This is a genomic window from Comamonas thiooxydans (genome assembly GCF_002157685.2).
GTDB classification, from domain to species: domain Bacteria; phylum Pseudomonadota; class Gammaproteobacteria; order Burkholderiales; family Burkholderiaceae_C; genus Comamonas; species Comamonas testosteroni_H.
Genome location: NZ_AP026738.1, coordinates 3,204,391 through 3,225,908, shown reverse-complemented (window position 1 = coordinate 3,225,908; position 21,518 = coordinate 3,204,391). Strand labels below are relative to the sequence as shown.

The window sequence follows — 21,518 nt, the reverse complement described above, 5'->3', positions numbered from 1 at the left end:
TGGGAAATCCACAGAAAATGTCAAATAATGTCAAATTTTACTGAACTTACAAAATGAATCCTGAGAAATGGGTAGACGTTTTATCTTGTTTTTTAAAGATTAAGTACTTAAATATAATTAATTGAATTAACTCTGTAAATTTAATTTTTCAATTCATATAAAACTGAAATAATTTGTCGTTGATTTTGTGCTATTTGAATTTCTTCTTTGGATATTGAAGGCACACTTAAATAAACCATTTGGTCTACTTTTGATAGATTTTTTTAGAAATTCAGTTGATTTTTTGGAGATTTAAATAATTCAACTGGTTTTCTATAAGAATCATTTATTATTCAGAGATGGAAGTGAAAGATTGAATATTGTTTTCGGATATTTCATTTTTTGAAAATCTAGTTATGAGCGAGGTGGATGATATTCAATGCTTGAAGGTGGCCTTCTCGGATCATTGCCGTGGCATGCCGGGGCTATTGATGAAATACCTTCAGGATCTTGGAAATTGCGATTCAAAAATGGCATGAATAATTGCTGATTGCCCTGGCGGTTATTGCGTCGTCCCGCATTGCCTTTGATGCGGAGAGACACTGCGGCATGGCTGTCACAAGCACGATGCCGAGTGCGGTATCTGCTCCGCTTGTGGGTATCGCCGGCTTGGGCAACACGGGTGCGCTGAGCAGGGGCCAGAGGCTTCGCGCTAGCTGGGAATGCCGGTTGATTCAATTCGAGCAGCTCGCAGAGCAGCAGGGTATCTAATTGCGGCCTTACTGGGCCGCTTCTGCGCGAATCCAGTCCAGGAAGGCGCGCACTTCGGAGCGGTCAGCCGCTCCAGGCCGGGTCACTGCATAGTAGGCGAATCTTGCAGGCCAGGGTTTGTCCAGCACCTGAACGAGTCGGCCTGTCGCGATTTCTTCCTGGGCATACGCTTGCGGCACCAGCGCCAGGCCTTGCCCAGCCTCCGCCGCGCGGATGAGAAGGAAGTCGTCTTCAAATGCGCTGCCGCGCTGCGCACGCGCGTCGTCGGCCACTCCGTGCGCTTTGAGCCAGAGCGGCCAATCTGCGCGGTCACCGTCGTGCAGCAGGGGATAGTCAAGGCAATCACCTGCCTCATTGATCACCGCACCCTGCCAGGTTTTCAAAAACTCGGGTGAAGCGACCGGCGTCAACACCGGCGCCATGAGACAGGTGACCTCAAGCCCGGGATAGTCGCCAAGCCCATGGCGCAAGGCGACATCCACGCGGTCGCGTCGCAGGTCCACCAGTTCGGACGTTGCTTCCACGCGGATTTCGATGTCGGGGTGCAATTGCTTGAAGCGCCCAAGCCGAGGTACCAGCCACGACGCCGCAAATGTTGCGACGGTGCTGACCGTCAGGCTGCGTCTTCCCTTGCTGAGCTCCAGGGCATGCATCGCTTGGTCAATTTGAAGAAACGCTTCGCACAGCCTGGGGTGCACGCTTGCACCTGCCTCGGTCAGCCGCATGCCAAGGCGTTCACGTTCCAGCAAGACAACTCCCAGGCGGTCTTCCAGCACGCGGATTTGCTGGCTTATGGCGCCGGGGGTGACGTGCAGGGCCTGCGCTGCGGCCTTGACGCTTTTGCGCTGCCCAACCTCTACGAATGTGCGCAGCGCCTGTAAGGGATAACTCATATCTACTTTAGATTTTCTAAATTCATTAAGAAGAAATGATCGCTTTATTTGAGGCATATTTCATCTGAGAATTTGTGAGGCCAGCGATTCAAGTATTTTTAGATTATCTACAAATTCAATGTTGCATCTCTACTCCGACAGTTCCCCCAATGGCTTCAAAGCGACGATCGCGCTTGAAGAGCTTTCACTGCCTTACCAGCTGCACCATGTGCGCATCGATGAAGGCGAGCACCGCCGATCAGACTTTCTTGCGCTGAATCCCTCTGGCCGCATTCCGGTGCTCAAGGACAGCGAGACAGGTGTCGTGCTGTTCGAGTCGGCGGCGATTCTTCTGTATCTGGCCGACAGGACTGGAAAGCTGTTGCCTGCAGATCCGCGAGCTCGCTGGGAAGCGATCAAGTGGTTGCAGTTCCATGCATCCAGCGTCGGGCCGCTGCTGGGCCAGCGCGTGCACTTCGAGATGTTTGCGGATGAGTCCATCCCGCCGGCAATCGAGCGTTACCAGCGCCTGACGCAGGAGGCATTCACGGTGTTGGATCAAACCCTGGCGGGCCGCCCTTACCTGGCCGGCGACGACTACTCGATTGCAGATATCGCTCATTTCGGCTGGATGCATATCGCGCGAATCATCCACTTCGACTTCAGCCAACACCGCCACCTCAGTGCATGGCACGAGCGGGTTGCGGCTCGGGCAGCTGTACGCAAAGGCGTCACGCTGCCCGCACCGGCAACCGGTGCATGAATGAACATCACGCGAGTCCAACAATGAAAGCTTCCAGACTCTCTGAGCGCACGGGCGGCTCCTCCTACGCCGCGTTTTTCGGACACCCTGGCTACCGACGCATGTTTTCGCCAGACAGGCTGACCCTAGGCATCTTTCTGCCGCTGCGCAGCTACAGCGGCGATATGTCGGTGCTGCGCGGCCAGGCGGACCTGGTCGCCGAGATCGACAGCTACGGATTTGCAGCGGTGTGGGTGCGTGATGTGCCTTTGCTCGATCCATCGTTTGGAGATGCAGGGCAGGTGTTCGATCCCTTCACCTATCTGTCCTACCTGGCGGCCCGAACCCAAAGAGTGGCCTTGGCAACGGGCAGCGCCGTCATCTCCTTGCGTCACCCGATTGATCTGGCCAAGGCTGCCACGACCATCGACCAGCTTTCCGGTGGCCGTCTGGTAATGGGGGTGGCCTCTGGCGACAGGCCGATGGAGTTTCCGGCCTACGGGCTGGAGCACAGTACCCGGGCGGAGCGCTTCTCCCAGGCGCTGTCCTATATACGCCAGCTCATGCATGCCGGTCATCTGGACATCGACTCCCCGCTGGGGCGCTTTGAAGGTGCCGAGTTTCTGCCCAAGCCTGTATCCGCAAGCATTCCGATGATGGTGACAGGTTCGTCCGGGCAATCACTGGAGTGGATTGCCGAGCATGCGGATGGATGGCTGACCTATCCCAATGCAACCCATACCCCTAGGGGGCCTCAGCACCTGGCGGAGAAGATTCGGGCCTGGCGCGAACTTGTCCCCGGAGGGGCGTTCAGGCCGCACATGACAAACGAGTGGATCGATCTGGTGGATGATCCCGGCTATCCTCGGACCCCCTTGCACGGTGGCTATGTTCTGCGCACCGGGCGAAGAGGGCTGATGGCCTTGCTTGAAGAGTGGCAGGCGGCAGGGGTGAACCATGCCGCGCTTGGCATTCAGTTTTCACAGCGCCCGCCAGCCGAGGTGCTGGAGGAGCTGGCCAGGGAAGTGCTGCCGCACTTTCCCTCGCGCGAAGGACCATCGGCGGCGTCCGCCGTCTGGTGAGAAACACAGAACCGACTCGGGAATGACCAAGCCGAAGCAATCATGAACAAGAGAATCCAATGCCGAGTGCAGTGAAAATTCGTCCCCTGGAAATAAGTGATCGAACGCGATGGTGCGATCTATACCGCCAGTACGCACATTTCTACCAGTCGCCCATGACCGATGTGATCCTGGATCGAAGCTGGTCATGGCTGATGGACCTGCACCACCCGATGGAAGGGCTGGTCGCAGAGTCGGAGGAGCGCCATTTGTTGGGACTGGCGCATTTTCGCGCGTGCCCTGACCCACTGATCGCTCAGGACGTCGGCTTTCTCGACGACCTGTTTGTAGCTCAAGACCAGCGTGGCTCAGGCATAGGCCGCAGTTTGATCATGGGTGTGGCTGCCAAAGCCCAGGAACGTGGCTGGCCCCTGGTGCGGTGGATTACCGCTGACAGCAATGTCCGGGCGCGCCGGCTCTACGACAAGCTTGCGTCGGCGACCGACTGGGTCACTTACGACCTCGATGTGCAGCGGTAGCGAGCATATTCGGCGGCCTTGTTCGGGTCTGGCTGCGGCAGTCGCAGTCAGGGCCTGAGCCTGCATCCGAGCGACTGCAAGATGGTCATTGAAATGCCGGGCTGTAGCAGGGCTGTGGAGGTGAACACGTGTCAGCGCTCTTGAGAGGCAGCGATCGTCTTGAGGAACTTCGAGGCCTCTGAAGGCTCAGAAAATTCAATCCATTGCAGATGCGCGAACTCGCCACGCTCGCGCAGAGTGGCGAACTTCGACTGGTTTTTTGCATAGGTGGATAGCGACCAGAGCAGGACTGAGTCTTTCGAGAAAAAGGCCATCCGCAGTGACTCCCGGTTTCCGTGCGACAGATGCTTGCGGGTGATGCCATCGCCAAGAGTGCGCCGGAGCAGGCGAGAAAATACGGTGAAGCGACTGTAGTTGAGCCAGACGACGTGCGTAGCTCGTGACCAAAGCAGGTCTCGAACAGCACTGTAGTTCCCATCGGCTACCCAGCATTCTCCTTGAGTAGCCTCAACAACCGAATGCTTGAACTGTTCGGGCGGCACTGCTTGCCAGTCTGGTCCCCAGTAGTGCGAATCCAGTTCGATATATGAGGCCTGGACTTTGCACGCCAGCTTTTTTGCAAAGGTGGATTTGCCCGCGCCACTGGTGCCGATCACTAAATAACGCATCCGAGTCCTGTGTTGCTGATAGTGGCTGGCACGACCCGGCAAACCAAAGGTTTGCGCTTGAGATGAGGCGCGAAGCTGCGGGTAGTGCAGAAGTACGACAAGGCGATGCAACGACCTATCAAGGCTTGTTGACGGCTCTCAAGGACTGTCGGTCATGCTGACCATGGGTGAGGGAAACGACGAATTTCAATGTACGCGAATCACGCAGCAAACCACGCAGTACTGCCGCTACTGGCCAGGCTGTGACCGCTGAAAATCGTTCACTGTTTCCGGCTGGATTCTAGTCCAGTGACTGCGTCTGGCTGGTGGGCGAGAGTCTCGGAACGCCCCTGAGGGGACAGTGCTTAACCAACCTAAAATTGATCAAAGGTACACGATACGGCATATCGGTAGGAGCCAAACATGCCCAATGAAAAAATTGGTTTTTTCGGGAGACTTCACCGTATGAAGGCTGTGCAACTCATCGTTATAGTGCTTGTCGTTGGCGCGCTTTTTCTTGTGGTGAAGGGATTATTTTCTGCGTGGGCTTTGCTTGAGCTGGCCTGGTCGGTGATTCTCAGTTTTGTCAATCTCTTTTGATGGTGGCCTGCAATAGTGCTTTCCGTGCCATATGGTTGTCACATCCTTGGATCCTGCAACCCAATTTTCATTTCATCGGATGCATTGCTGATGCCGATCTTGAGGGGCGCGCGGGCCAGCGCCAGACTTGAAATACCCGAGATCTGCCCGGGCTTCGAATAGGTCAGATAGATCGCACTGTCGCTCGAATAGGACGAAGCCAGGCAGACGCCGAGCAGACCATTCTGCTGCTCGTAGCGGTACGCCGGTGACTTCAAGCTTCTGCCCGGATTGGGTGGCAAGGAAAGCTTTCCGGTCTTCTCCGCAATCAGCATGCGTCCGTCCGGCAGAAAGGCTATGCGCCAGGCCAGACTGAACTGCGCGACCTTCGCGAGCTGGAATGGAGGCGATGCGGCGGGGAAAATGCGGTGGGGGCAATGCGCCCGCGTTGATCTGAGCAATCGAAGGCAATGTACCGAGAAGCAAGCAGGGGATGAGTCCGAACTTTGGGAATTGCATGCTTCGCTCTTCAATGGGATAGCAGTCGACCTGAAGGCTGGGTCTCATCAATTCACAATGAGGCTAGCCTTCCAGGAGCATACTGCTGGGCCTATCGATCAGAGAGGCATTGCAGCCCTGATCCATAGCGCATTGCCTTGAGCGCTATTCTTCATGTTCTTTTCGAACTGCCATTTGGCCGTTAGAAACCAACCGTGCCCACTGTCATATTTGATGCTCGGGCCTATTGCCATCCCACTGGTCTTGCTGTCGGGCAACTCAACTCCCATTTGCTTGTCCAGTTGGGTCTGCTTTCGGTAGTAGCCGCCCAGGCCAAGTACCCAGCCATTTCCCAGCCCCCATCCTGCTGCATAGTCCAAGTGAAATTCTTGCCCTGACCGGTAATCAGTCGCCTTGTTCACGCGGTTGATGAGGTATCCCATGCGGAGGTCACCGTTGAAACCTTGGTTGTTGAGATATGAAACAGCCAGGACCGGCTCCACGGCAGAGTAGTTTCTACCCAGGCTTGCAAGATCTCCATTCCTATAGCTTCCGGTGGGAAGTGTTACATCCAGCCCAAGGATTGTGTGCAGGTTGGGCCCATGGTGATGACCCACGCCAAGGCCCATCGTGATGTCACCCAGCCCGCTTTTCTTTTGAGACTGGCCGCCCATCTTGGCTTCAACCTCCACCAGCGGCGCAAGCATGTGTGTGACGAGATCGCCGCCGAGTACGGGAACTCCCGGAACCCAGACGACACGGGGCGTGATGGCAGTGGCTCTGACTTTGAAGCCGGGAATGCCGATCTGCTTGCCGGCGGCGTCATTCAGCCGGTTTGCTTCGTAGTGGTTCACGAACGCTATGCCGTAGATGCCTGGCGGAGGAAGTGCTCCTGCCACAAAATTCTCCGCCCCGTTGGGGTAGACAGATCCTCCCCCTTCGGCAGCGTGCGCACTCGCTGCTGCAAAGATAGCAGCGAAGATCAGAAAGTGAATTGCTTTATCCATGGTGTCTCCTTTTAGAACGTGATTCGTTCTTTCTTGTGTGGGTAGGTGGTTAATGCGGCGGCCAGCAGGGAGGGCGCAGAAATCAGCTTGCTGTTGCTTGGCGCGTTCTGAGCAGGTCCAGCGCTACGTCAACAATCATGTCTTCCTGACCGCCAACCATGCGACGCTTGCCCAGCTCCACCAGAATGTCCACGGCCTTGAGTCCGTATTTGGTGGCAGCCACTTCAGCGTGACGCAGGAACGAGCTGTAAACGCCTGCGTAGCCCAGTGCCAGCGTCTCGCGGTCCACGCGCACCGGACGGTCCTGCAGCGGGCGCACGATGTCGTCGGCCGCATCCATGAGCTTGTAGAGATCCGTGCCGTGGTTCCAGCCCAGGCGCTCTGCGGCTGCGATGAACACCTCCAGCGGAGCATTGCCGGCGCCCGCGCCCATGCCGGCCAGGCTGGCATCCACGCGGTCGCAGCCTTCTTCCACGGCCACGATGGAGTTGGCCACGCCCAGGCTCAGGTTGTGGTGGGCGTGCATGCCGGTCTGGGTTTCCGGCTTGAGGATGTCCTTGAAGGCCCTGAAGCGATCGCGCACATCGTTCATGCCCAGTGCGCCGCCGGAGTCAACGACATAGCAGCAGGTGGCGCCATAGCTCTCCATCAGCTTGGCCTGTTCGGCCAGGGCCTTGGGCGAGGTCATATGACTCATCATCAGAAAGCCCACGGCTTCCATGCCCAGCTGGCGCGCGTATTCGATATGCTGGCGGGACACGTCGGCTTCGGTGCAGTGGGTCGCCACCCGCACCACGCGGACACCGGCTTCGTAGGCGGCCTTGAGGTCGTGGACGGTGCCAATTCCCGGCAGCAGCAAGGTGGTGATCTTGGCGTGCTTGACCACGCTGGCCACGGCCTCTATCCACTCCAGGTCAGTGTGGGCACCAAAGCCGTAGTTGAAGCTGGAGCCTTGCAGGCCGTCGCCGTGAGCGACCTCGATCGAGTCGACCCGGGCCTCATCCAGGGCCTGGGCGATCTGTCTGGCCTGCTCCACGCTGTACTGGTGACGAATGGCGTGGCTGCCGTCGCGCAGGGTCACGTCGGAGATGTAGATTTTCTTGGTTTGCGTCATGGTGTGTCGTCTCCTCAGGCGGCCACGGCGAGCGTCGCCAGCATGCGCTCGGCCATATGCTCGGCGGTGCGCAAGCCGGCGCTGGTCATGATGTCGAGGTTGCCGGCGTAGGCGGGCAGGTAGTGGGCCGCACCCTCGACTTCCAGAAAGATCGAGGTCTTCAGGCCCGTGAGGGCGTTGCCCACGCCAGGGATGCGGATCGGGCTGTCGATACGGTCGAACTGCACCTGCTGCTTCAGGCGGTAGCCCGGCACGTAGGACTGCACGGCAGCGGCCATCTGCTCTACCGATGCGGCAATGGCGGCCTCGTCGGCCAAAGCGCTCAGGGTGTAGACCGTGTCGCGCATGATCAGGGGCGGCTCGGCCGGGTTCATGATGATGATGGCCTTGCCCTTGGTGGCGCCGCCCACGACCTCGATCGCCTTGGACGTGGTCTCGGTGAACTCGTCGATATTGGCGCGGGTGCCGGGACCGGCGCTCTTGCTGGCAATCGAGGCAATGATTTCGCCGTAGTGCACCTTGGCCACACGAGAGACGGCAGCGACCATGGGGATGGTGGCCTGGCCGCCGCAGGTGACCATGTTCACATTCGGCGCATCCAGATGCATGTCGCCGTTGACCACGGGAATGCAGTACGGGCCGATGGCCGCCGGCGTCAGGTCGATCATGCGGATGCCGGGCTTGAGGCTGCGCAAGAAGGCATCGTTCTTCACATGTGCGCCGGCGCTGGTGGCATCGAATACAAAGTCGATCTCTGCAAACCCGGGCATGCGCGTGAGGCTTTCCACGCCTTCGTGGGTGGTGGCCACGCCCATGCGGGAGGCGCGGGCGAGACCGTCGGAGTGGGGATCGATGCCGACCATGGCGCCCATCTCGATGTTTTTGCCATGGCGCAGGATCTTGATCATCAGATCCGTGCCGATATTGCCGCTGCCGATGATGGCGGCCTTGAGTTTTTTGCTCATGGAGTGTTCTTGAAGGAAAGGGATAGTCAGGCCAGGCGGCAGCCGACGCTGCCCAGGTTGCCCAGGTTTGCCTGGACCAGGTCGCCGTTGCTGAGAGCTACCATGGGTCCTAGGGCGCCGGACAGAATGAGCTGGCCAGCGCGCAGGGGATGGCCGCGCTCGGCCATGGTGCAGGCCAGCCAGTAGGCGGCGCGCAGAGGGTGGCCCAGGCAGGCGGCGCCCGTGCCGACCGATACGGTCCTGCCGTTGATGCTCATCTGCATGCCCAGGGCCGAGGTGTCCAGTGCGCCGATGCTGACAGGCTGCTCGCCCAATACATAAAGTGCCGACGAAGCGTTGTCTGCGACGGTGTCTACCAGGGTGATCTTCCAATCGCGGATCACGCTATCGACGATTTCCAGAGCCGGAAGCGCGTAGGACAAGGCGTTGATGAACTCGGACCAAGAAGGTGCTTGGCTGCTGAGATCTTTGCCGATGATGAAGGCGACCTCGGCCTCAATCTTGGGCTGGATGAGTCGACCCATAGGAATGGTGTCGCCATTCAGATACTCCATATCGTTGAACAGCACTCCGAAGTCGGGTTGATCCACTCCCAGCTGCTGTTGCACTGCTTTATTGGTGAGCCCGACCTTGAGGCCAACGACTCGGCGGGCTGGATCTTCCAGGCAAGCCTGTGTATTGAGTTGAGCCACCTGGTAGGCAGCGTCGAGCCCGGTAATGCCAAAGGTTTCCGATACCCTCGCAATCGGGCTGCGTGAGCTGCGAGCCTCTCGTATGGCCAGGGCAGCAGCGTGAAGGTTTGTTGATGGGGCAGTCATATGGGGGGCTGTGATTGGGTAAGGAGCAAGGCTCTTTGCCTTCGGCCGCAGTCGGCCGACCACACCACAGACTTGGTGCAGTCGGTGGTGAGCTGCTGTTTACTCAGGGGGGGACCTCTATTCGAAGACCATGAGATCGCGTGCCACTTCGACAGGTCCACTGAAGTGCTTGCGAACGCCATCGGTGTAGCGGGTATCAGGTTCATCGCCGCCGGGGACCAGATGCGTCAGGATGACTTTCTTGGCGCCTACGGCCTTGGCGAGCAAGCCGACGTCTTCCGGTACGGTGTGCTCCTCAGTCATGTGGCGCATCATGCCGTCCGCTACTGCATCGGGTACATGCTGGCGTCGCATCATCTCGCGAGTCAGAGGCAGGTCTATGACCTCATGCACCAGCATGTCGGCGTCCCTGGCGAAGGCAGTCAGCGTAGGACACTGGCCTGTGTCGCCGCTGAAAACGATGGTCTTGTCGGGCGTCTGGATGCGCAACGCATAGGAGCGATCCTTGTCGGCGCGTTTGGCGTCGGCCGCAGGGTCCGTCTTGTAGTGGCAGTTCTCATGGGCCGTAACGCTGATCAAGTCATCCTTGAAGACCAGGCCATTGCCCTGGATGTCATGTGCATGGAATGCTTTCTCCGGGGAGAGTTTTCCGCTCTTCGAGTCCGCCTGGCGGATGCGTGCATTGACCGCGAAATACTGGAGAAATCCCTTCATCATGGATTGCGCACTGGGCGCGTAGACATCCACCGGCCAGATGCCCAGATCCCATTGCACGCCCAAGAGCGAGCCCCAGCCGGCGTTGTGATCGTCATGGTCATGGGTGATGAACACCTGCCTGACCTTGCGCAGATCTATGCCTGCTGCATACAGTTGTCGCAGCACGCCGTCACCCGCATCAATGACATAGACCTTGTCGCCGACGATCAGCGCATTGGCCGGTTGCGAGCGCGTGGTGGAGGGCAGCGGTCCGCCCTGGGTTCCAAGGGTCACAAGTCGCGTCTGCGCGAATGCACTGCCAGCCCATGCTGCCACCAGCAAGCTGGCGCCCAGGAGAGTCTTCAGTTTCATGCTGTTCTCCGTTCATGAAATTTCAGTAAGCAAGTCCAGGGCCTGTTGCGACCACGTCGGCGCAGCAGGCCTGTGCAAGTGCTTAGTTGCTGGCGATGAAGTCGGCAACCAGGCGGTTGAACTCCTCGGCGTGCTCGATCATGGCCCAGTGGCCGCAGCGGTTGAGCAGCACCAACCGGCTGTTGGGGATGCAGGCGAGCAGGAACAAAGAGCTTTCGAAGGAGACGACGCGGTCGTCGCGGCCGTGGATCAGCAATGTGGGAACCTGAATGTGCGGCAGCTTGGAGCGGTCTACCCATTTGGGAAGAGGAGCACCTTGAGGCAGTCCTGCGACGTAGTTCTTCAAATGTTCCGGGCGGGCCAGTGCTGCATCGGAGCGCGCTTTCGTCAATTCGGGAGTGGCAAAGCGCGCTTTGTCGAAGGTCATGATTTCAACCAGACGGCGCATGTTCTCCGGTGACGCATCCTGGTAGGCCTGGATGAGAACCTTCAGACCTTCTGAGGGGCCGTCGCCGGCTCCAAACAACGAAGGCATCTTGCCCACGGGAGGGCCCATGGTGACGAGGTGACTGATGCGCTCCGGATACTCGGTGGCCAGACGCAGAGACGTCTGCCCCCCCATGGAGTTGCCGACAAAGGCCGCCTTCTCGATACCGAGCGCATCCATGAACTGGATGACTGCATCCACATGGTCGAGGCGGTCCACCGTGCACGCATCGGACAGGCCCCAGCCGGGCATATCAACCGCGAGCACGCGGAACTGGCGCGCCAGCGCTTCAATGTTGCCGGAGAAGTTGCTCCAACCGGTGGCGCCCGGACCGCTGCCATGCAGCAGGATGACGGGATGACCTTCACCGGCTTCGTAATATTGCAGGTTCCAGTCGCGAGTTTCGACGGTACGGCTGGTGCTGGCTTGCGTGATAGACATTGGTATCTCCTTGGGACTTTGGAATAGATGAAATGAAGTCGAGGCTCAGGCTTGCAGCAACTCGGCAACAACCTTGGGATGCCGATGTCCCCAGCTACTGAGGTGATCAAGGTGCTGGACCTGCCAGGTCTGCTCATCAATGACCAAGCCACCCCAGCCGAACTCCACGTTGAACCCCGAAGGGGTACGGACATAGAAACTGAACATTTGATCGTTGGGGTGCATGCCTAGCGTCATCTCGAACTGCCTTCGGTCGTCCATGCAGCGGTCATAGGCATGGCCCACGTCATCCATGGAAGACACTTCGACCATGAAGTGGTGAATGCGCTTGGGAAACGGCATATTTGCCAGGGCCAAGGTGTGATGGCGACCATTGCAGTGCATGAAAGCCACGCTTGCAATGAAGTCGGGAGCCAACTTCTCATCGATCACGTCGGTCAGTTTGAAGCCGAGCAGCCCATACCAGTCCATCAACTGCAGGCGATCCATGCCGCGCTCCATGAGCACCTGATGGCCCGCGCCGCCGAAGCTTGTCACAAAGCTGGATTTCAGCGCTTTGGAGACGAACGGTGTACTTGCGGTTGCGAATCCCGTGACCAGCTCCACACGATTCCCGAGTGGGTCCGCCGTTACAAAGATGCGCTGAACCTGCCGCTGCTTCGCCAGGAGTTCGTCGCCTTGCTGTACTTGGTGGCCGGCGGCTTGTAGCCGCGAAACGATGGCATCGAGGTCTGCATCGCTGCCGCATTCAAAACCGGTGAGCGATAGATCGTCCGCGGGGCCCTTCTGTATCAACCATCGATAGACTTTGTCATCCATGCGCAATTGCAGGGAGTCAGAGCTCCTGGAGCCCAGCTGCATCCCCAGCAGGTCGACGCCGAAGCGCTCCCAGCCGGCGAGGTCACTGGCCTCAATGCCCACATAGGCAAGTTGATTCACGCTACTCATTTGAGTCTCCTTACAGAACTACGGGAGGTGTCAGGCGGGCACAGCGAGGCCACTGGTATCGGCCGCCGCTACGAATTTGTCGGGGCGTATTGCGATGGCTTTGACTCCGTAGCGCTGTAGCCAAGGCAGTAGCACGTTGTCGAGATCCACCAGCTCATCAGAACCGTGCGTGTAAGCGGTTTTGGGGCGCACCGTGAGGTAGCGAGCATTGAGCGCGTCCCAGCCTGCCTTTTCTTCTGGGGTCAGCAGGTCAGCTGGATTCGTATCGACGCCCAGCAAGACAAAGCCGTCACCCAGCAGGGCGTCGAGACGAGCCATTTTTCCGAAGGTGTCTCCCGCGATGGGCTGAGGAATCATTCGGCCGACGATGCTGGCATCACCCGTGACGCCACGTATCCATCCGGCCTCCAGTGCAGGCGGTGCGATCAGTGGTGGCTCGTAGGGCGTGACTGTCTCGGTAGGCACCGCATGGAGGGCTTCGATTTCCTCGGCACTAGCCTCCTGCTTGATTACCCGTCCCAGAGCTACGGCCAGATTTGTGTAGAAGACCGCATTGGGGCGGCGTTCCGTTTCATAAGTGTCGAGCCAACTCTCGGACAACTCGCCCTTGATGACGCGAGCCATCTTCCAACCAAGATTAAAAGCATCACGCATGCCTGTCTGCATGCCAGCGCCTGCCCACGGGGGCATCAAGTGAGCAGCATCACCAGCCAGGAAGACACGATCCTTGCGCCATGTGTCGGCCATGCGTACGTGGTGTTTGTAGAACGCGTGCTGGTGAATCTCGACATCGTCTTCCGTAACGCCCAAGGCATTGAGCAGTGGCCAGACCTCTGTGCTGGATGGGTAGTCGGCCGGTGTCTCGCCTGGCGTGAGAGGAATTTCCCAGCGGTGATTGCCCGCCGAGAGCGCGATATCTACCACAGGACGGTTCTTGTCGGACCAGAAGGTGAGGAAGTCACGGTCAGGCCACCAGCGCTTGACGCGGCAGTCGATGACCACCCATGTCACGTCATTGGTGTCCCCCAGCAGATCTATCCCGAGCATCCCACGGCTAGGGCTGGAGCCCCCGTCGGCGGCAATCGCGTAGCGTGTTCGCACGGAGCTCAGCTTGCCAGTTGCCTTGTCGCGGCTGGTCAGCGTTACGCCTTCAGCATCTTGCTCCATAGCGATGACTTCCGAACCGTAGCGGACCTGTAGGCGCTCCCCGTAGGCATCACCGCAGCGGCGCAGTTCTGCTTCCATCGTAGGTTGGTAGATGTTGTAGAAGCGCGGCTTGCGACCCAGGGTGCTTGGTGGGTGCTCCACCCGCATGATTTCCGTGCCGTCATAGGTGATCCAGCGAAGCGCGCGCTGTGGATCTATGACTTTCTCGATGCGCTCATCAATTCCCAGGTCCTGGAAGATGCGCATCGTCCAATCGTTGACTGTCACAGCACGGGCTCGTTGATAGATATCTTGCTCACGCTCCAGCGCAATCACGGATACGCCTTTGTTGGCGAGGGTCAGCGCGCCGATCAGCCCTGTCGGGCCATAGCCGACGATGGCGACGTCAGCGTCGTAGGTCTTGGTGGTCATGTGGCTTGTCTCCTGAGTTCGCAACCGTTGGTGCCAGTCATGACGCTTAGATCAAGCATGCTTTGACATGAATTAGATTGGACCAATCGGTACAAAACAAGAATGTACCGATTGGTCCATAATTTGTGATCGGTAAGAACCAGTAAGGGTTTGTGCGTATGTTTTTGATGTGCACACTCATTAGTTGTCCGCATGTTCTGAGAGGGGGCAGGAGTACACATGGCAAATGCTCCCGAGTGCTGCATGTGAGGTACCCAGGCACATACACTGCACATATGGAAGAGAGCAAAAGCAATGGAAATCGGCGCGGGCAACGTTCGCGCCAAGAGATACTTGATGTCGCAGCCAAGGTGATGGCTACGCGTGGCTATGCCGGCACATCGATGTCCGCACTGGTGCAGGAAAGCGGTATTCCCAAGAGTGCGATCTATCACCATTTCGAGTCAAAGGCGGGTCTGCTGTCCGAAGTGATGGCGCGTGGCGCGAGGGAGTTCTTCGCTGCGATGCGCAATGCTCACCAGCCGCCCCCAGAAGGTGGAACGCCACGTGAGCGACTTGGCTGGTACCTGCACAAGACGGGTGAAGTCTTCGTGCATCGAGAGGACTTTCTTCGTTTGCTGTTGCTGCTGGTTATGAGCAGCGAGGCCACAGATGCTCCCGAAGCAATGCGAACGATTGCCGAAATCCGCAAAGAGGGTCTCGACTACATGCGACACATGATTCAGATGTCCTTTAACGACAAGGGCCAGAAGGTCGGTGACGAGTTGGTTAATGCGTTGGCATTCTTCGGTGTCGCAGGATTCGACGGTGCATTCGTGGGCATGCAGTCGGGTGATGGCCGAGCGATGTCGGAATACATGGCCCAACTCACTGATGCGATGGTGGCTCTTGGTACCTCTCAGGCTTGCCTTCCATCTTGAGTCGTTGTCTTTCCGAGGTGGTGTGCAGTCGCTTCGGCGACTCAAGGCGCATCAACTATTCGGAAAAGACTGAGTCTGTGGCTTACCCAGCTGATCAGCGAGCAACTCGTACAACACCAATCCGGCAACGGACAAGCCCAGCCGCTGAAATCTGAGCTACGGGACGCATAGGTCGACATTGCCTGGGGGCAATAAATTGTTTGGGTCTATCCATTCTGTTGGAGGGCACCACGAGGGGCGTGGATCGACCCATTGCGGTCACTGGCAAGATCACTAGCCAGCGTCTGCTCTCGGCGGGAGCGGTCACTCGACACTGGGCAATCTGGACGAAGTTTGGCCGCAAGTTTGCATGTCGGTTAGCGGTCGTTGGCGAGGGCCTGCGATCGACCCTGAGCTGACAGCCCGACAAATCCCGCAAAGCTGTCGTTCCGCGAAAAGCCATAAGAATTGATTGCACTCAGTCTAAGGCCGCGACAATGCTCAAACTCTGAAAGGCTCCCGTATGGACTTGTCTCAAAAAACAGATTCCGAAATCATGTTGATCGCCAATCCGATCATGGATAACTTAATGGATGCTTCAACGGCAATTGATTATGAAAGACACATCAAGGACTTTACGGATCGCTTGAAGAGCGTCTTATCCAAAGAACGACTGGAGTGGATCTGTAGAGACTATCAGGGTACCAAGGGGTTCTTTGACAAGAGAGAGTTCATTGCTATCTTTCGGCGACCCGAGTCTGTTGCTATCGTCTGGAAACAAACCTTCACCAAATAACCAGGGGATTTCGTGGCAGAGATGGTTATGGTGCAGCAGGGCGACAGGTACTTGGTTGACCATGTAATGGTTTTCTGACCGTCCGCAACAGATAGCTTCACACGTTGAGTGGCCGCTTCTTCATGCATCGGTCGTCTGCAATTGGCCGATCCGAGACTGTCGCTGATCGACCCGATGCGGTTTTTCACGATGAACTGGAAACCATAGCTTCGAAATTCCCCAAGGCTTAATCTTGGTTAATTCGAACGCAGCAGCGTTGCCAGCCGTTGCTCGATCCATAAGGCCGTATCGCCCAGCTCTGCACCTTGCAAATTGAGCATACGCACGGCTATCGGTGGAAGCTGCAGTTCCGGGCAGTCCAGTGCCACGATGCGGGGCTCTATATCGGGTGCTTGCGCGATATTGCGCGGCAAAATTCCCCAGCCTATGCCGTCGGCCAGCATGTCGGCAAGCACGTAGAAGCTCTCCGAGCGCCAGATGCTCGGGCTGATCACGAGGTCTTCAACACCCTCGATGTGCATTACCAACTGCCGGTGAGAAGCAAGATCCTCGCGCTTGATTCCATTGCACTTGGCCAGCTCGTGGTCGCGCGATACAAACACCATCTGAGGAACGCCAGCCACATAAGTTTGAGCAAACTGAGCGCCTGCTGGACCTCGGTCAAACTGAAAGGCAAGCTCAGCTCGACCTGATTGCACTTGGCGTGCGACCTCTGCCGCCGTGCCATTGAGCAGGGTCAACTCCAAAGCCGGGAACTGGTGCGCCAGCTCCTGCAGCAGCCTAGCAATCGGCGGATAGGGCAAAGCTTCGTCGATAGCCACGCAAAGCTTGGCTGTCTGGCCATGTGACAGCTTGCGCGCGCGTAGGTCTAGCGCCTGCGCCTGATTGAGCAAGGCACGTGCCTCCAGCAGGATGACTTCGCCAGCCTGCGTGAGTCGCACCGACCGGCCTACACGATGAAACAACTCTAGCCCGAGGTCCGCCTCTAGCAGTCCCATGGCCATGCTCACTGAAGATTGAGTTCGGCCCTGGCGCCGAGCGGCTTGAGTCATCGAGCCACAGTCCGCCACGGCGACGAATTGACTCAAACGTTCTAGTGTCCATTCCATAGATCAATTTTACTGATTGATCTGAACTTTTCTCAAATAAGAAATTGATTGATCATTGGCAACATGGTCGCTTCAAACGGCCTCTCAAACAATTGAACGAAAGAATCCATGACGACATCCCTTCAGCTAAGACCATTGGAGCGCGACGATTTGCGCTTTGTGCACCACCTGGATAACAACGCCAGCATCATGCGGTACTGGTTTGAAGAGCCTTATGCGACCTTTGATGAACTGACCAGCCTCTACGACTCACACGTTCACGACCAAACCGAACGTCGCTTTGTGGTCGAGCATGAAGGGGCCCGCGGGGGGTTGGTTGAGTTGGTGGAAATCGACCTGGTACATCGCCGAGCGGAGTTTCAGATCATTGTTGCTCCTGATCAGCAGGGTAAGGGGATTGCCACTCGTGCTACTCGTCTGGCGCTTGACTATGGCTTCAAGGTTCTTAATCTGCACAAGATTTTTTTGCATGTGGACAAGGAGAATGCCAAGGCTATCCATGTCTACACGAAGCTTGGCTTTCAGCCGGAAGGTGAACTGGTCGATGAATTTTTTGCCAACGGCCAATATAGAAGCGTGTTGCGTATGTACATGCTGCAGAAGAGCTACCTGAATAAGGCCTAGATTCAGGGGAGTAACGGACTCCTGCTGGCACTCATCGAGGGCTCTTCTTTGGTAGCTTCAGGGTGTCGTGCTGTTTTCGACGTACAGTGACTCGAGTGTTTTTGGTAGTAGCTGTCGCCATTGAACGCGACCGGCGAGACCTCGCCGTGAGGTGTCTGGAGGTCGGCCTGATCGGCCAGGTACAAGGTACGGATATAGAGTGCCTGACCTACCTGCATATAAGGCATGGATTTAGGTTGACGATCAAAATGATCACCAGAATCACAAGGCCTGTAGCACCCAAGAAAATCCCCAGTATGGTCAAGCCGATACCATTCGCGATTTTTCTCCGGTGGAGTCAACGGTGGGCGCTTTTGGAGCCACTTTGGAAGGATGCTTCCGAAATGGTCGGAACTCTCCGATAGGAGATGTTATTGGCTTCCATACACTACCGTCCGCAAAGCTCGCCTCGCAATTCCAGCATTCAGAATGTTCTTGAAATCTGAGTTCAGCGGAGCAGTTTGGGCAAAACACAAGGGTAGTTGCGTGAGCAGCGTATTCAGCTGGGAAATGGAATTCCGAAGAGGACCGGCGTTGCAGTATTCTGCGCTATGTCCGTGTGTCCGCAAATGGCTGGTAGGCGACCGTCTCAGGGCGACCGAGGATTCAACCATAGCCATGCAGCGACCCCTGTGGCGATCCACAAAACGATGATCATGATCGCGCCTGTGCGACTACTCGGCTTAGACCCTTTTTCGGCCATCCACGCATCGGCCTGAACACGGCACTCAGCAAGAACTGATTGGGGTAGCAGCTTGACAGTCAGCCAGATCAGCGCCGGAAGCAAGAGGATATCGTCCACATATCCAAGAACCGGGATGAAATCAGGAATCAAATCAATCGGGCTGAGCGCATAAGCGACGACAAGAAGTCCCAGAGCTCTTGCATACCACGGTGTGTCGGGGTGCTTTCCGGCGAACCAGAGTGTCACACCATCGCGCTTGATCCGCTTTGCCCAAACCTTTAGGTTGCCATTGAGATTCATAAAAATTCCGAGGACGAGTCGGAATTTTCGCTCCTTATCGATGACGGCCACGCATGCTCCGATAGCTGCCGATGAAATTTTCGGCAATCGGAAAAATACGAAGCATCTATGCGCATCAAGTTACAAATGCTTGGTCAACGCTCCTAAATTCCTCTCGTTAAAGAGACCAAGCATGGCGAGCGCCATTGCCTTGAAAGTCGCTTGATGAACTACACGTCACTCTCGCTGTTTGCCGCCCTCACCATGGCTGCAGCACCTGGTCATGCAGAGGTCTACCTGGGTATAGGCTACGGAGCTCCGGCTCCTTACGTTGTTGCGCCTTCCCCTTCGTACTATTACGCGGCACCGCCCGTTCAATACGGACCACCGGCTGTTCAGTACGTTCCGCGGCCAGTCTATGCCCCTAGACCCGTGATAGTCGCGCCGCCGCCGGAAGCTGTTCCGGGATGGCGCTGGCAGGAAGATGGCCGACGTTGGAACAGGTGGCAAAGACACCATCATCGAGGCTGGCGTGAGGACGACGACGAAGATTGATGGCGACGCCAGACGTCGGTATTTGATCTCTGTGTGGCAGCGAACGGCAGGTCCAGGCTGATCAGAGTCATTCGAACACTGTGACCTTGGCGGCAGTCGCGTTCTTCACCGGCCATTCGTTGGGTTGCAATTCGTATGACCGCTGCACCTCCGAGACCGGGCACTTGATTTGCGGTGCAGGCGATACTGCGATGAACGGCCGAGCAAGTTCTGAACGTACTGATGCTATCGACCCAATGCGTGAATGCGGTGACATGCGCAACAGCCGTCGTTCGCCATCGCTGCCAGGTCAGATCACCGACCGATACTTGGCAAATTCGCAAACAGGTGGTCCGCACGCACATTGATCGTGTAGAGACAGACGCCAACGGCAAGTGCAACCACTGCTGTGGTGAACGCTTGTTTGACGATGCTTACCTGCGTACAGGTGTCGCCGGCAAGCACCCCATACCTTCCAAGGCAGCCTCCACAGCCTCATCCAGCGGCGTATGCGGCTCATGCCCGAGCGTCGAGACCAGCTTGGCGTTGCTCATCTCTATCCGCGTGCTCCACAAATAGCGCATCTCACGTAGCTCACGCAAGGTCGGTACAAAGGGCGCTGCAAACGCGGTAAGCCACCAGGGAAAGGCTCTCACTTTGGGATGGACTCCGCCGTGCTTGACGACCACGCGGCAGATCGCAGCGGCCAACTGGGTGCCGTCGGCGTCACAATGGCCTGCCATGTGGAAGGCGGCAAAGGGGGGCAGCGTGTCGCGCCGCTGCACCAGCTCCACCATGGCGCGGGCAACGTCGGGCAGGTAAGACCATTGGTGGCCCACGCCGGGTGCATTGGGCATGCTGATGGACTTGACTGGCTGGTCGGGCTTTAGTATGCCCTGTGAGAACCAGCTATTGCCCGGCTTGGGTCCGAAGAAGTCCCCCGCACGCACCACGATCACTCGGCAGCTCCGGCTGCTGGCCTGCTGCAGGCGCTGCTCCATCTCCACACGGATGGCCCCCTTGGGGGTGACGGGCTGCTGCAGCGAATCTTCATGTAACGTGGGAAAGGCGCCGGGGCCGTAGTTGTAGACTGAGCCAGGCAGCACGATGGTGGCGCCGTTGGCCTGCGCGGCGACGATGGTGTTTTCCAGCATGGGCAGCACCAGCTCACCCCAGCGACGGTAGCCGGGCGGGTTGACGGCGTGCACGATGACGGAGCAGCCTTCGGCCGCAGCCAGCACATCGTCGCGGTTCATCGCGTCGCCGCGCACCCAGGCCATGCCGTCGCGCTGCTCAATTTGCTGCTCACTGTTGCGGCGCAATGCGCGCACTGTCCAGCCTGCGTCGCGTAGTTGCCGTGCCACTTCGCCACCAATACCGCCGGTGGCGCCTAGAACCAAGGCAGTGTTGCTTTCCATCTCATTACCCTTGAATTTGTTGCGATGAGAGGAAGTTTCGGGTGGGTACTGTTATTAAGCAATTGACCAACATGTGGTGGCCGCCATACATTTTTGTATGACCAAGGACAACACTACCGAGATAGGCTGGGAGCTGTACCGCTCCTATTTGGGCGTGCTGGAAGAGGGCTCATTGTCCGGTGCGGCGCGCGCCATGGGAATTGCCCAGCCCACCGTGGGGCGGCATGTGGACGCGCTGGAAAAAGCGCTGGGTGTGACGCTGTTTACACGTTCGCAAATGGGGCTTCTACCCACCGAGGCAGCGCTTGCGCTGAAGCCGTTTGCCCAGACCATGCACAGCGCTGCCGCTGCGCTAAAACGTGTGGCCGAAAGTCAAGGCTCGGGTATCCAGGGCACAGTGCGCGTGACGGCCAGCGAGGTGATAGGGCAAGAGGTATTGCCACCCATCCTGGCGCAACTGCAGGACACACACCCGGACCTGACGGTGGAACTGGCACTGACCAGCCGCGTACAGGACCTGCTGCAGCGCGAGGCCGACATCGCCGTGCGCATGACACAACCCAGGCAGGAGCAACTGATTGCCCGGCGTGTTGGGGCGATGCCACTTGGCCTGCATGCGCACAAGCGCTATCTGGACAAGCACGGGACGCCAGCCTCGCTGGCTGATCTGGCGCAGCATGCTCTGATTGGTTTTGATGAAGAGGCGCCGTTCGTGCGTGCCGCACGCAAGGCATTCCCGATCTGGAGCCGCGAAAACTTTGCGGTGCGCACCGACAACGACATGGCACAGATGGCGCTGATCCGGGCTGGCTGCGGTATTGGTGTGTGCCAAGTGAATCTGGCGGCGCGCGATCCGAATCTGGTGAACATATTGCCTGGAAGCATTCCGCTGAGCCTGGAGACCTGGCTCACCATGCACGAAGATCTGCGCAACAATCCGAGCTGCAAGGTGACATTTGATGCGCTGTTGAAGGGGCTGCAGGACTACATGCTTGCCTAGCAGGTCGACACGTCTCTGGGC

At 57.6% G+C, this 21,518-nt stretch carries 22 protein-coding genes; 8 read left to right on the top strand and 14 right to left on the bottom strand.

The features are described from left to right. Positions 1–758 precede the first annotated feature (758 nt). On the bottom strand, positions 759–1,643 hold the full coding sequence (locus tag CTR2_RS14870; protein ID WP_087083094.1) for a LysR substrate-binding domain-containing protein: 885 nt from the start codon (positions 1,641–1,643) through the stop codon (positions 759–761). A 118-nt stretch (positions 1,644–1,761) separates the two neighbouring features. On the opposite strand from CTR2_RS14870, the gene CTR2_RS14865 reads away from it, so the two are divergent. Genes CTR2_RS14865 through CTR2_RS14855 form a run of 3 tightly spaced genes read left to right on the top strand, consistent with a single transcriptional unit; the run spans position 1,762 to position 3,964 of the window. Beyond that, complete coding sequence (locus CTR2_RS14865) at positions 1,762–2,385, top strand: glutathione S-transferase family protein (protein WP_087083096.1); 624 nt, start codon at positions 1,762–1,764, stop codon at positions 2,383–2,385. 23 nt (positions 2,386–2,408) lie between these two features. After that, complete coding sequence (locus CTR2_RS14860) at positions 2,409–3,446, top strand: LLM class oxidoreductase (protein WP_087083098.1); 1,038 nt, start codon at positions 2,409–2,411, stop codon at positions 3,444–3,446. Between the two features lie 59 nt (positions 3,447–3,505). Continuing rightward, positions 3,506–3,964, top strand: coding sequence for a GNAT family N-acetyltransferase (locus CTR2_RS14855; protein WP_087083100.1), 459 nt, complete (start codon positions 3,506–3,508; stop codon positions 3,962–3,964). 131 nt (positions 3,965–4,095) lie between these two features. Here the strand turns inward: CTR2_RS14855 and CTR2_RS14850 are convergent, their stop codons facing one another. Beyond that, positions 4,096–4,632 carry a P-loop NTPase family protein gene (locus CTR2_RS14850; RefSeq protein ID WP_087083102.1) on the bottom strand — a complete coding sequence of 179 codons (537 nt, stop codon included), beginning with the start codon at positions 4,630–4,632 and terminating at the stop codon, positions 4,096–4,098. A gap of 402 nt (positions 4,633–5,034) precedes the next feature. Between CTR2_RS14850 and CTR2_RS14845 the strand changes: the two genes are divergently transcribed. After that, positions 5,035–5,211, top strand: coding sequence for a hypothetical protein (locus CTR2_RS14845; protein WP_176391557.1), 177 nt, complete (start codon positions 5,035–5,037; stop codon positions 5,209–5,211). 38 nt (positions 5,212–5,249) lie between these two features. On the opposite strand, the gene CTR2_RS14840 is transcribed toward CTR2_RS14845, so the two are convergent. The 9 genes from CTR2_RS14840 to CTR2_RS14800 all read right to left on the bottom strand — a co-directional run bounded on the left by CTR2_RS14840 (position 5,250) and on the right by CTR2_RS14800 (position 14,114). Next, positions 5,250–5,525, bottom strand: a complete 276-nt coding sequence (locus CTR2_RS14840) for a PQQ-dependent sugar dehydrogenase (protein ID WP_087083104.1) — start codon at positions 5,523–5,525, stop codon at positions 5,250–5,252. Between the two features lie 282 nt (positions 5,526–5,807). Next, positions 5,808–6,695 (bottom strand): SphA family protein, encoded by an 888-nt coding sequence (locus CTR2_RS14835; RefSeq protein ID WP_087083106.1) that lies wholly within the window; start codon positions 6,693–6,695, stop codon positions 5,808–5,810. Between the two features lie 82 nt (positions 6,696–6,777). Then, on the bottom strand, positions 6,778–7,809 hold the full coding sequence (gene dmpG / locus CTR2_RS14830) for a 4-hydroxy-2-oxovalerate aldolase (RefSeq protein ID WP_087083108.1): 1,032 nt from the start codon (positions 7,807–7,809) through the stop codon (positions 6,778–6,780). Between the two features lie 14 nt (positions 7,810–7,823). Further along, positions 7,824–8,774, bottom strand: a complete 951-nt coding sequence (locus CTR2_RS14825) for an acetaldehyde dehydrogenase (acetylating) (RefSeq protein WP_087083109.1) — start codon at positions 8,772–8,774, stop codon at positions 7,824–7,826. Positions 8,775–8,800: 26 nt separating this feature from the next. After that, positions 8,801–9,592: a 2-keto-4-pentenoate hydratase gene (locus CTR2_RS14820; RefSeq protein ID WP_087083111.1), complete on the bottom strand. Its 792-nt coding sequence runs from the start codon at positions 9,590–9,592 to the stop codon at positions 8,801–8,803. 117 nt (positions 9,593–9,709) lie between these two features. After that, entirely contained in the window at positions 9,710–10,660 is a 951-nt protein-coding gene (locus tag CTR2_RS14815; protein ID WP_087083114.1) for an MBL fold metallo-hydrolase, read from the bottom strand. Between the two features lie 82 nt (positions 10,661–10,742). Then, the gene (locus tag CTR2_RS14810; protein ID WP_087083117.1) at positions 10,743–11,588 is read right to left on the bottom strand and encodes an alpha/beta hydrolase; all 846 of its coding nucleotides are present in this window, start codon (positions 11,586–11,588) and stop codon (positions 10,743–10,745) included. A 45-nt stretch (positions 11,589–11,633) separates the two neighbouring features. Continuing rightward, entirely contained in the window at positions 11,634–12,509 is an 876-nt protein-coding gene (locus CTR2_RS14805; protein ID WP_254913325.1) for a VOC family protein, read from the bottom strand. A 57-nt stretch (positions 12,510–12,566) separates the two neighbouring features. Then, positions 12,567–14,114: a bifunctional 3-(3-hydroxy-phenyl)propionate/3-hydroxycinnamic acid hydroxylase gene (locus CTR2_RS14800; RefSeq protein ID WP_087083122.1), complete on the bottom strand. Its 1,548-nt coding sequence runs from the start codon at positions 14,112–14,114 to the stop codon at positions 12,567–12,569. A gap of 275 nt (positions 14,115–14,389) precedes the next feature. Between CTR2_RS14800 and CTR2_RS14795 the strand changes: the two genes are divergently transcribed. Both CTR2_RS14795 and CTR2_RS14790 read left to right on the top strand, forming a co-directional pair. Then, complete coding sequence (locus CTR2_RS14795; protein WP_087083124.1) at positions 14,390–15,034, top strand: TetR/AcrR family transcriptional regulator; 645 nt, start codon at positions 14,390–14,392, stop codon at positions 15,032–15,034. A gap of 502 nt (positions 15,035–15,536) precedes the next feature. Further along, positions 15,537–15,809, top strand: coding sequence for a hypothetical protein (locus CTR2_RS14790; RefSeq protein WP_217896235.1), 273 nt, complete (start codon positions 15,537–15,539; stop codon positions 15,807–15,809). Positions 15,810–16,045: 236 nt separating this feature from the next. Here the strand turns inward: CTR2_RS14790 and CTR2_RS14785 are convergent, their stop codons facing one another. Continuing rightward, positions 16,046–16,918: a LysR family transcriptional regulator gene (locus tag CTR2_RS14785; RefSeq protein WP_087083127.1), complete on the bottom strand. Its 873-nt coding sequence runs from the start codon at positions 16,916–16,918 to the stop codon at positions 16,046–16,048. A gap of 108 nt (positions 16,919–17,026) precedes the next feature. Here CTR2_RS14785 and speG point away from each other — a divergent pair, with 108 nt between their 5' ends. After that, on the top strand, positions 17,027–17,542 hold the full coding sequence (speG, locus tag CTR2_RS14780; protein ID WP_034374547.1) for a spermidine N1-acetyltransferase: 516 nt from the start codon (positions 17,027–17,029) through the stop codon (positions 17,540–17,542). A gap of 628 nt (positions 17,543–18,170) precedes the next feature. Here the strand turns inward: speG and CTR2_RS14775 are convergent. Then, the gene (locus CTR2_RS14775) at positions 18,171–18,566 is read right to left on the bottom strand and encodes a YkvA family protein (protein ID WP_087084572.1); all 396 of its coding nucleotides are present in this window, start codon (positions 18,564–18,566) and stop codon (positions 18,171–18,173) included. 947 nt (positions 18,567–19,513) lie between these two features. Then, on the bottom strand, positions 19,514–20,497 hold the full coding sequence (locus CTR2_RS14770; RefSeq protein ID WP_087083131.1) for an NAD(P)H-binding protein: 984 nt from the start codon (positions 20,495–20,497) through the stop codon (positions 19,514–19,516). A gap of 97 nt (positions 20,498–20,594) precedes the next feature. On the opposite strand from CTR2_RS14770, the gene CTR2_RS14765 reads away from it, so the two are divergent. After that, the gene (locus tag CTR2_RS14765; protein WP_087083133.1) at positions 20,595–21,497 is read left to right on the top strand and encodes a LysR family transcriptional regulator; all 903 of its coding nucleotides are present in this window, start codon (positions 20,595–20,597) and stop codon (positions 21,495–21,497) included. Positions 21,498–21,518 lie beyond the last annotated feature (21 nt).

What these genes read in the sequence shown, in the direction of transcription:
- CTR2_RS14815 (WP_087083114.1), bottom strand. Translation starts at nt 10,660, where the DNA reads ATGAAACTGAAGACTCTCCTGGGCGCCAGCTTGCTGGTGGCAGCATGG.
- CTR2_RS14835 (WP_087083106.1), bottom strand. Translation starts at nt 6,695, where the DNA reads ATGGATAAAGCAATTCACTTTCTGATCTTCGCTGCTATCTTTGCAGCA.
- CTR2_RS14770 (WP_087083131.1), bottom strand. Translation starts at nt 20,497, where the DNA reads ATGGAAAGCAACACTGCCTTGGTTCTAGGCGCCACCGGCGGTATTGGT.
- CTR2_RS14810 (WP_087083117.1), bottom strand. Translation starts at nt 11,588, where the DNA reads ATGTCTATCACGCAAGCCAGCACCAGCCGTACCGTCGAAACTCGCGAC.
- CTR2_RS14820 (WP_087083111.1), bottom strand. Translation starts at nt 9,592, where the DNA reads ATGACTGCCCCATCAACAAACCTTCACGCTGCTGCCCTGGCCATACGA.
- CTR2_RS14855 (WP_087083100.1), top strand. Translation starts at nt 3,506, where the DNA reads ATGCCGAGTGCAGTGAAAATTCGTCCCCTGGAAATAAGTGATCGAACG.
- speG (WP_034374547.1), top strand. Translation starts at nt 17,027, where the DNA reads ATGACGACATCCCTTCAGCTAAGACCATTGGAGCGCGACGATTTGCGC.
- CTR2_RS14825 (WP_087083109.1), bottom strand. Translation starts at nt 8,774, where the DNA reads ATGAGCAAAAAACTCAAGGCCGCCATCATCGGCAGCGGCAATATCGGC.
- CTR2_RS14785 (WP_087083127.1), bottom strand. Translation starts at nt 16,918, where the DNA reads ATGGAATGGACACTAGAACGTTTGAGTCAATTCGTCGCCGTGGCGGAC.
- dmpG (WP_087083108.1), bottom strand. Translation starts at nt 7,809, where the DNA reads ATGACGCAAACCAAGAAAATCTACATCTCCGACGTGACCCTGCGCGAC.
- CTR2_RS14765 (WP_087083133.1), top strand. Translation starts at nt 20,595, where the DNA reads ATGACCAAGGACAACACTACCGAGATAGGCTGGGAGCTGTACCGCTCC.
- CTR2_RS14865 (WP_087083096.1), top strand. Translation starts at nt 1,762, where the DNA reads ATGTTGCATCTCTACTCCGACAGTTCCCCCAATGGCTTCAAAGCGACG.
- CTR2_RS14870 (WP_087083094.1), bottom strand. Translation starts at nt 1,643, where the DNA reads ATGAGTTATCCCTTACAGGCGCTGCGCACATTCGTAGAGGTTGGGCAG.
- CTR2_RS14840 (WP_087083104.1), bottom strand. Translation starts at nt 5,525, where the DNA reads ATGCTGATTGCGGAGAAGACCGGAAAGCTTTCCTTGCCACCCAATCCG.
- CTR2_RS14860 (WP_087083098.1), top strand. Translation starts at nt 2,409, where the DNA reads ATGAAAGCTTCCAGACTCTCTGAGCGCACGGGCGGCTCCTCCTACGCC.
- CTR2_RS14850 (WP_087083102.1), bottom strand. Translation starts at nt 4,632, where the DNA reads ATGCGTTATTTAGTGATCGGCACCAGTGGCGCGGGCAAATCCACCTTT.
- CTR2_RS14775 (WP_087084572.1), bottom strand. Translation starts at nt 18,566, where the DNA reads ATGAATCTCAATGGCAACCTAAAGGTTTGGGCAAAGCGGATCAAGCGC.
- CTR2_RS14795 (WP_087083124.1), top strand. Translation starts at nt 14,390, where the DNA reads ATGGAAGAGAGCAAAAGCAATGGAAATCGGCGCGGGCAACGTTCGCGC.
- CTR2_RS14845 (WP_176391557.1), top strand. Translation starts at nt 5,035, where the DNA reads ATGCCCAATGAAAAAATTGGTTTTTTCGGGAGACTTCACCGTATGAAG.
- CTR2_RS14800 (WP_087083122.1), bottom strand. Translation starts at nt 14,114, where the DNA reads ATGACCACCAAGACCTACGACGCTGACGTCGCCATCGTCGGCTATGGC.
- CTR2_RS14790 (WP_217896235.1), top strand. Translation starts at nt 15,537, where the DNA reads ATGGACTTGTCTCAAAAAACAGATTCCGAAATCATGTTGATCGCCAAT.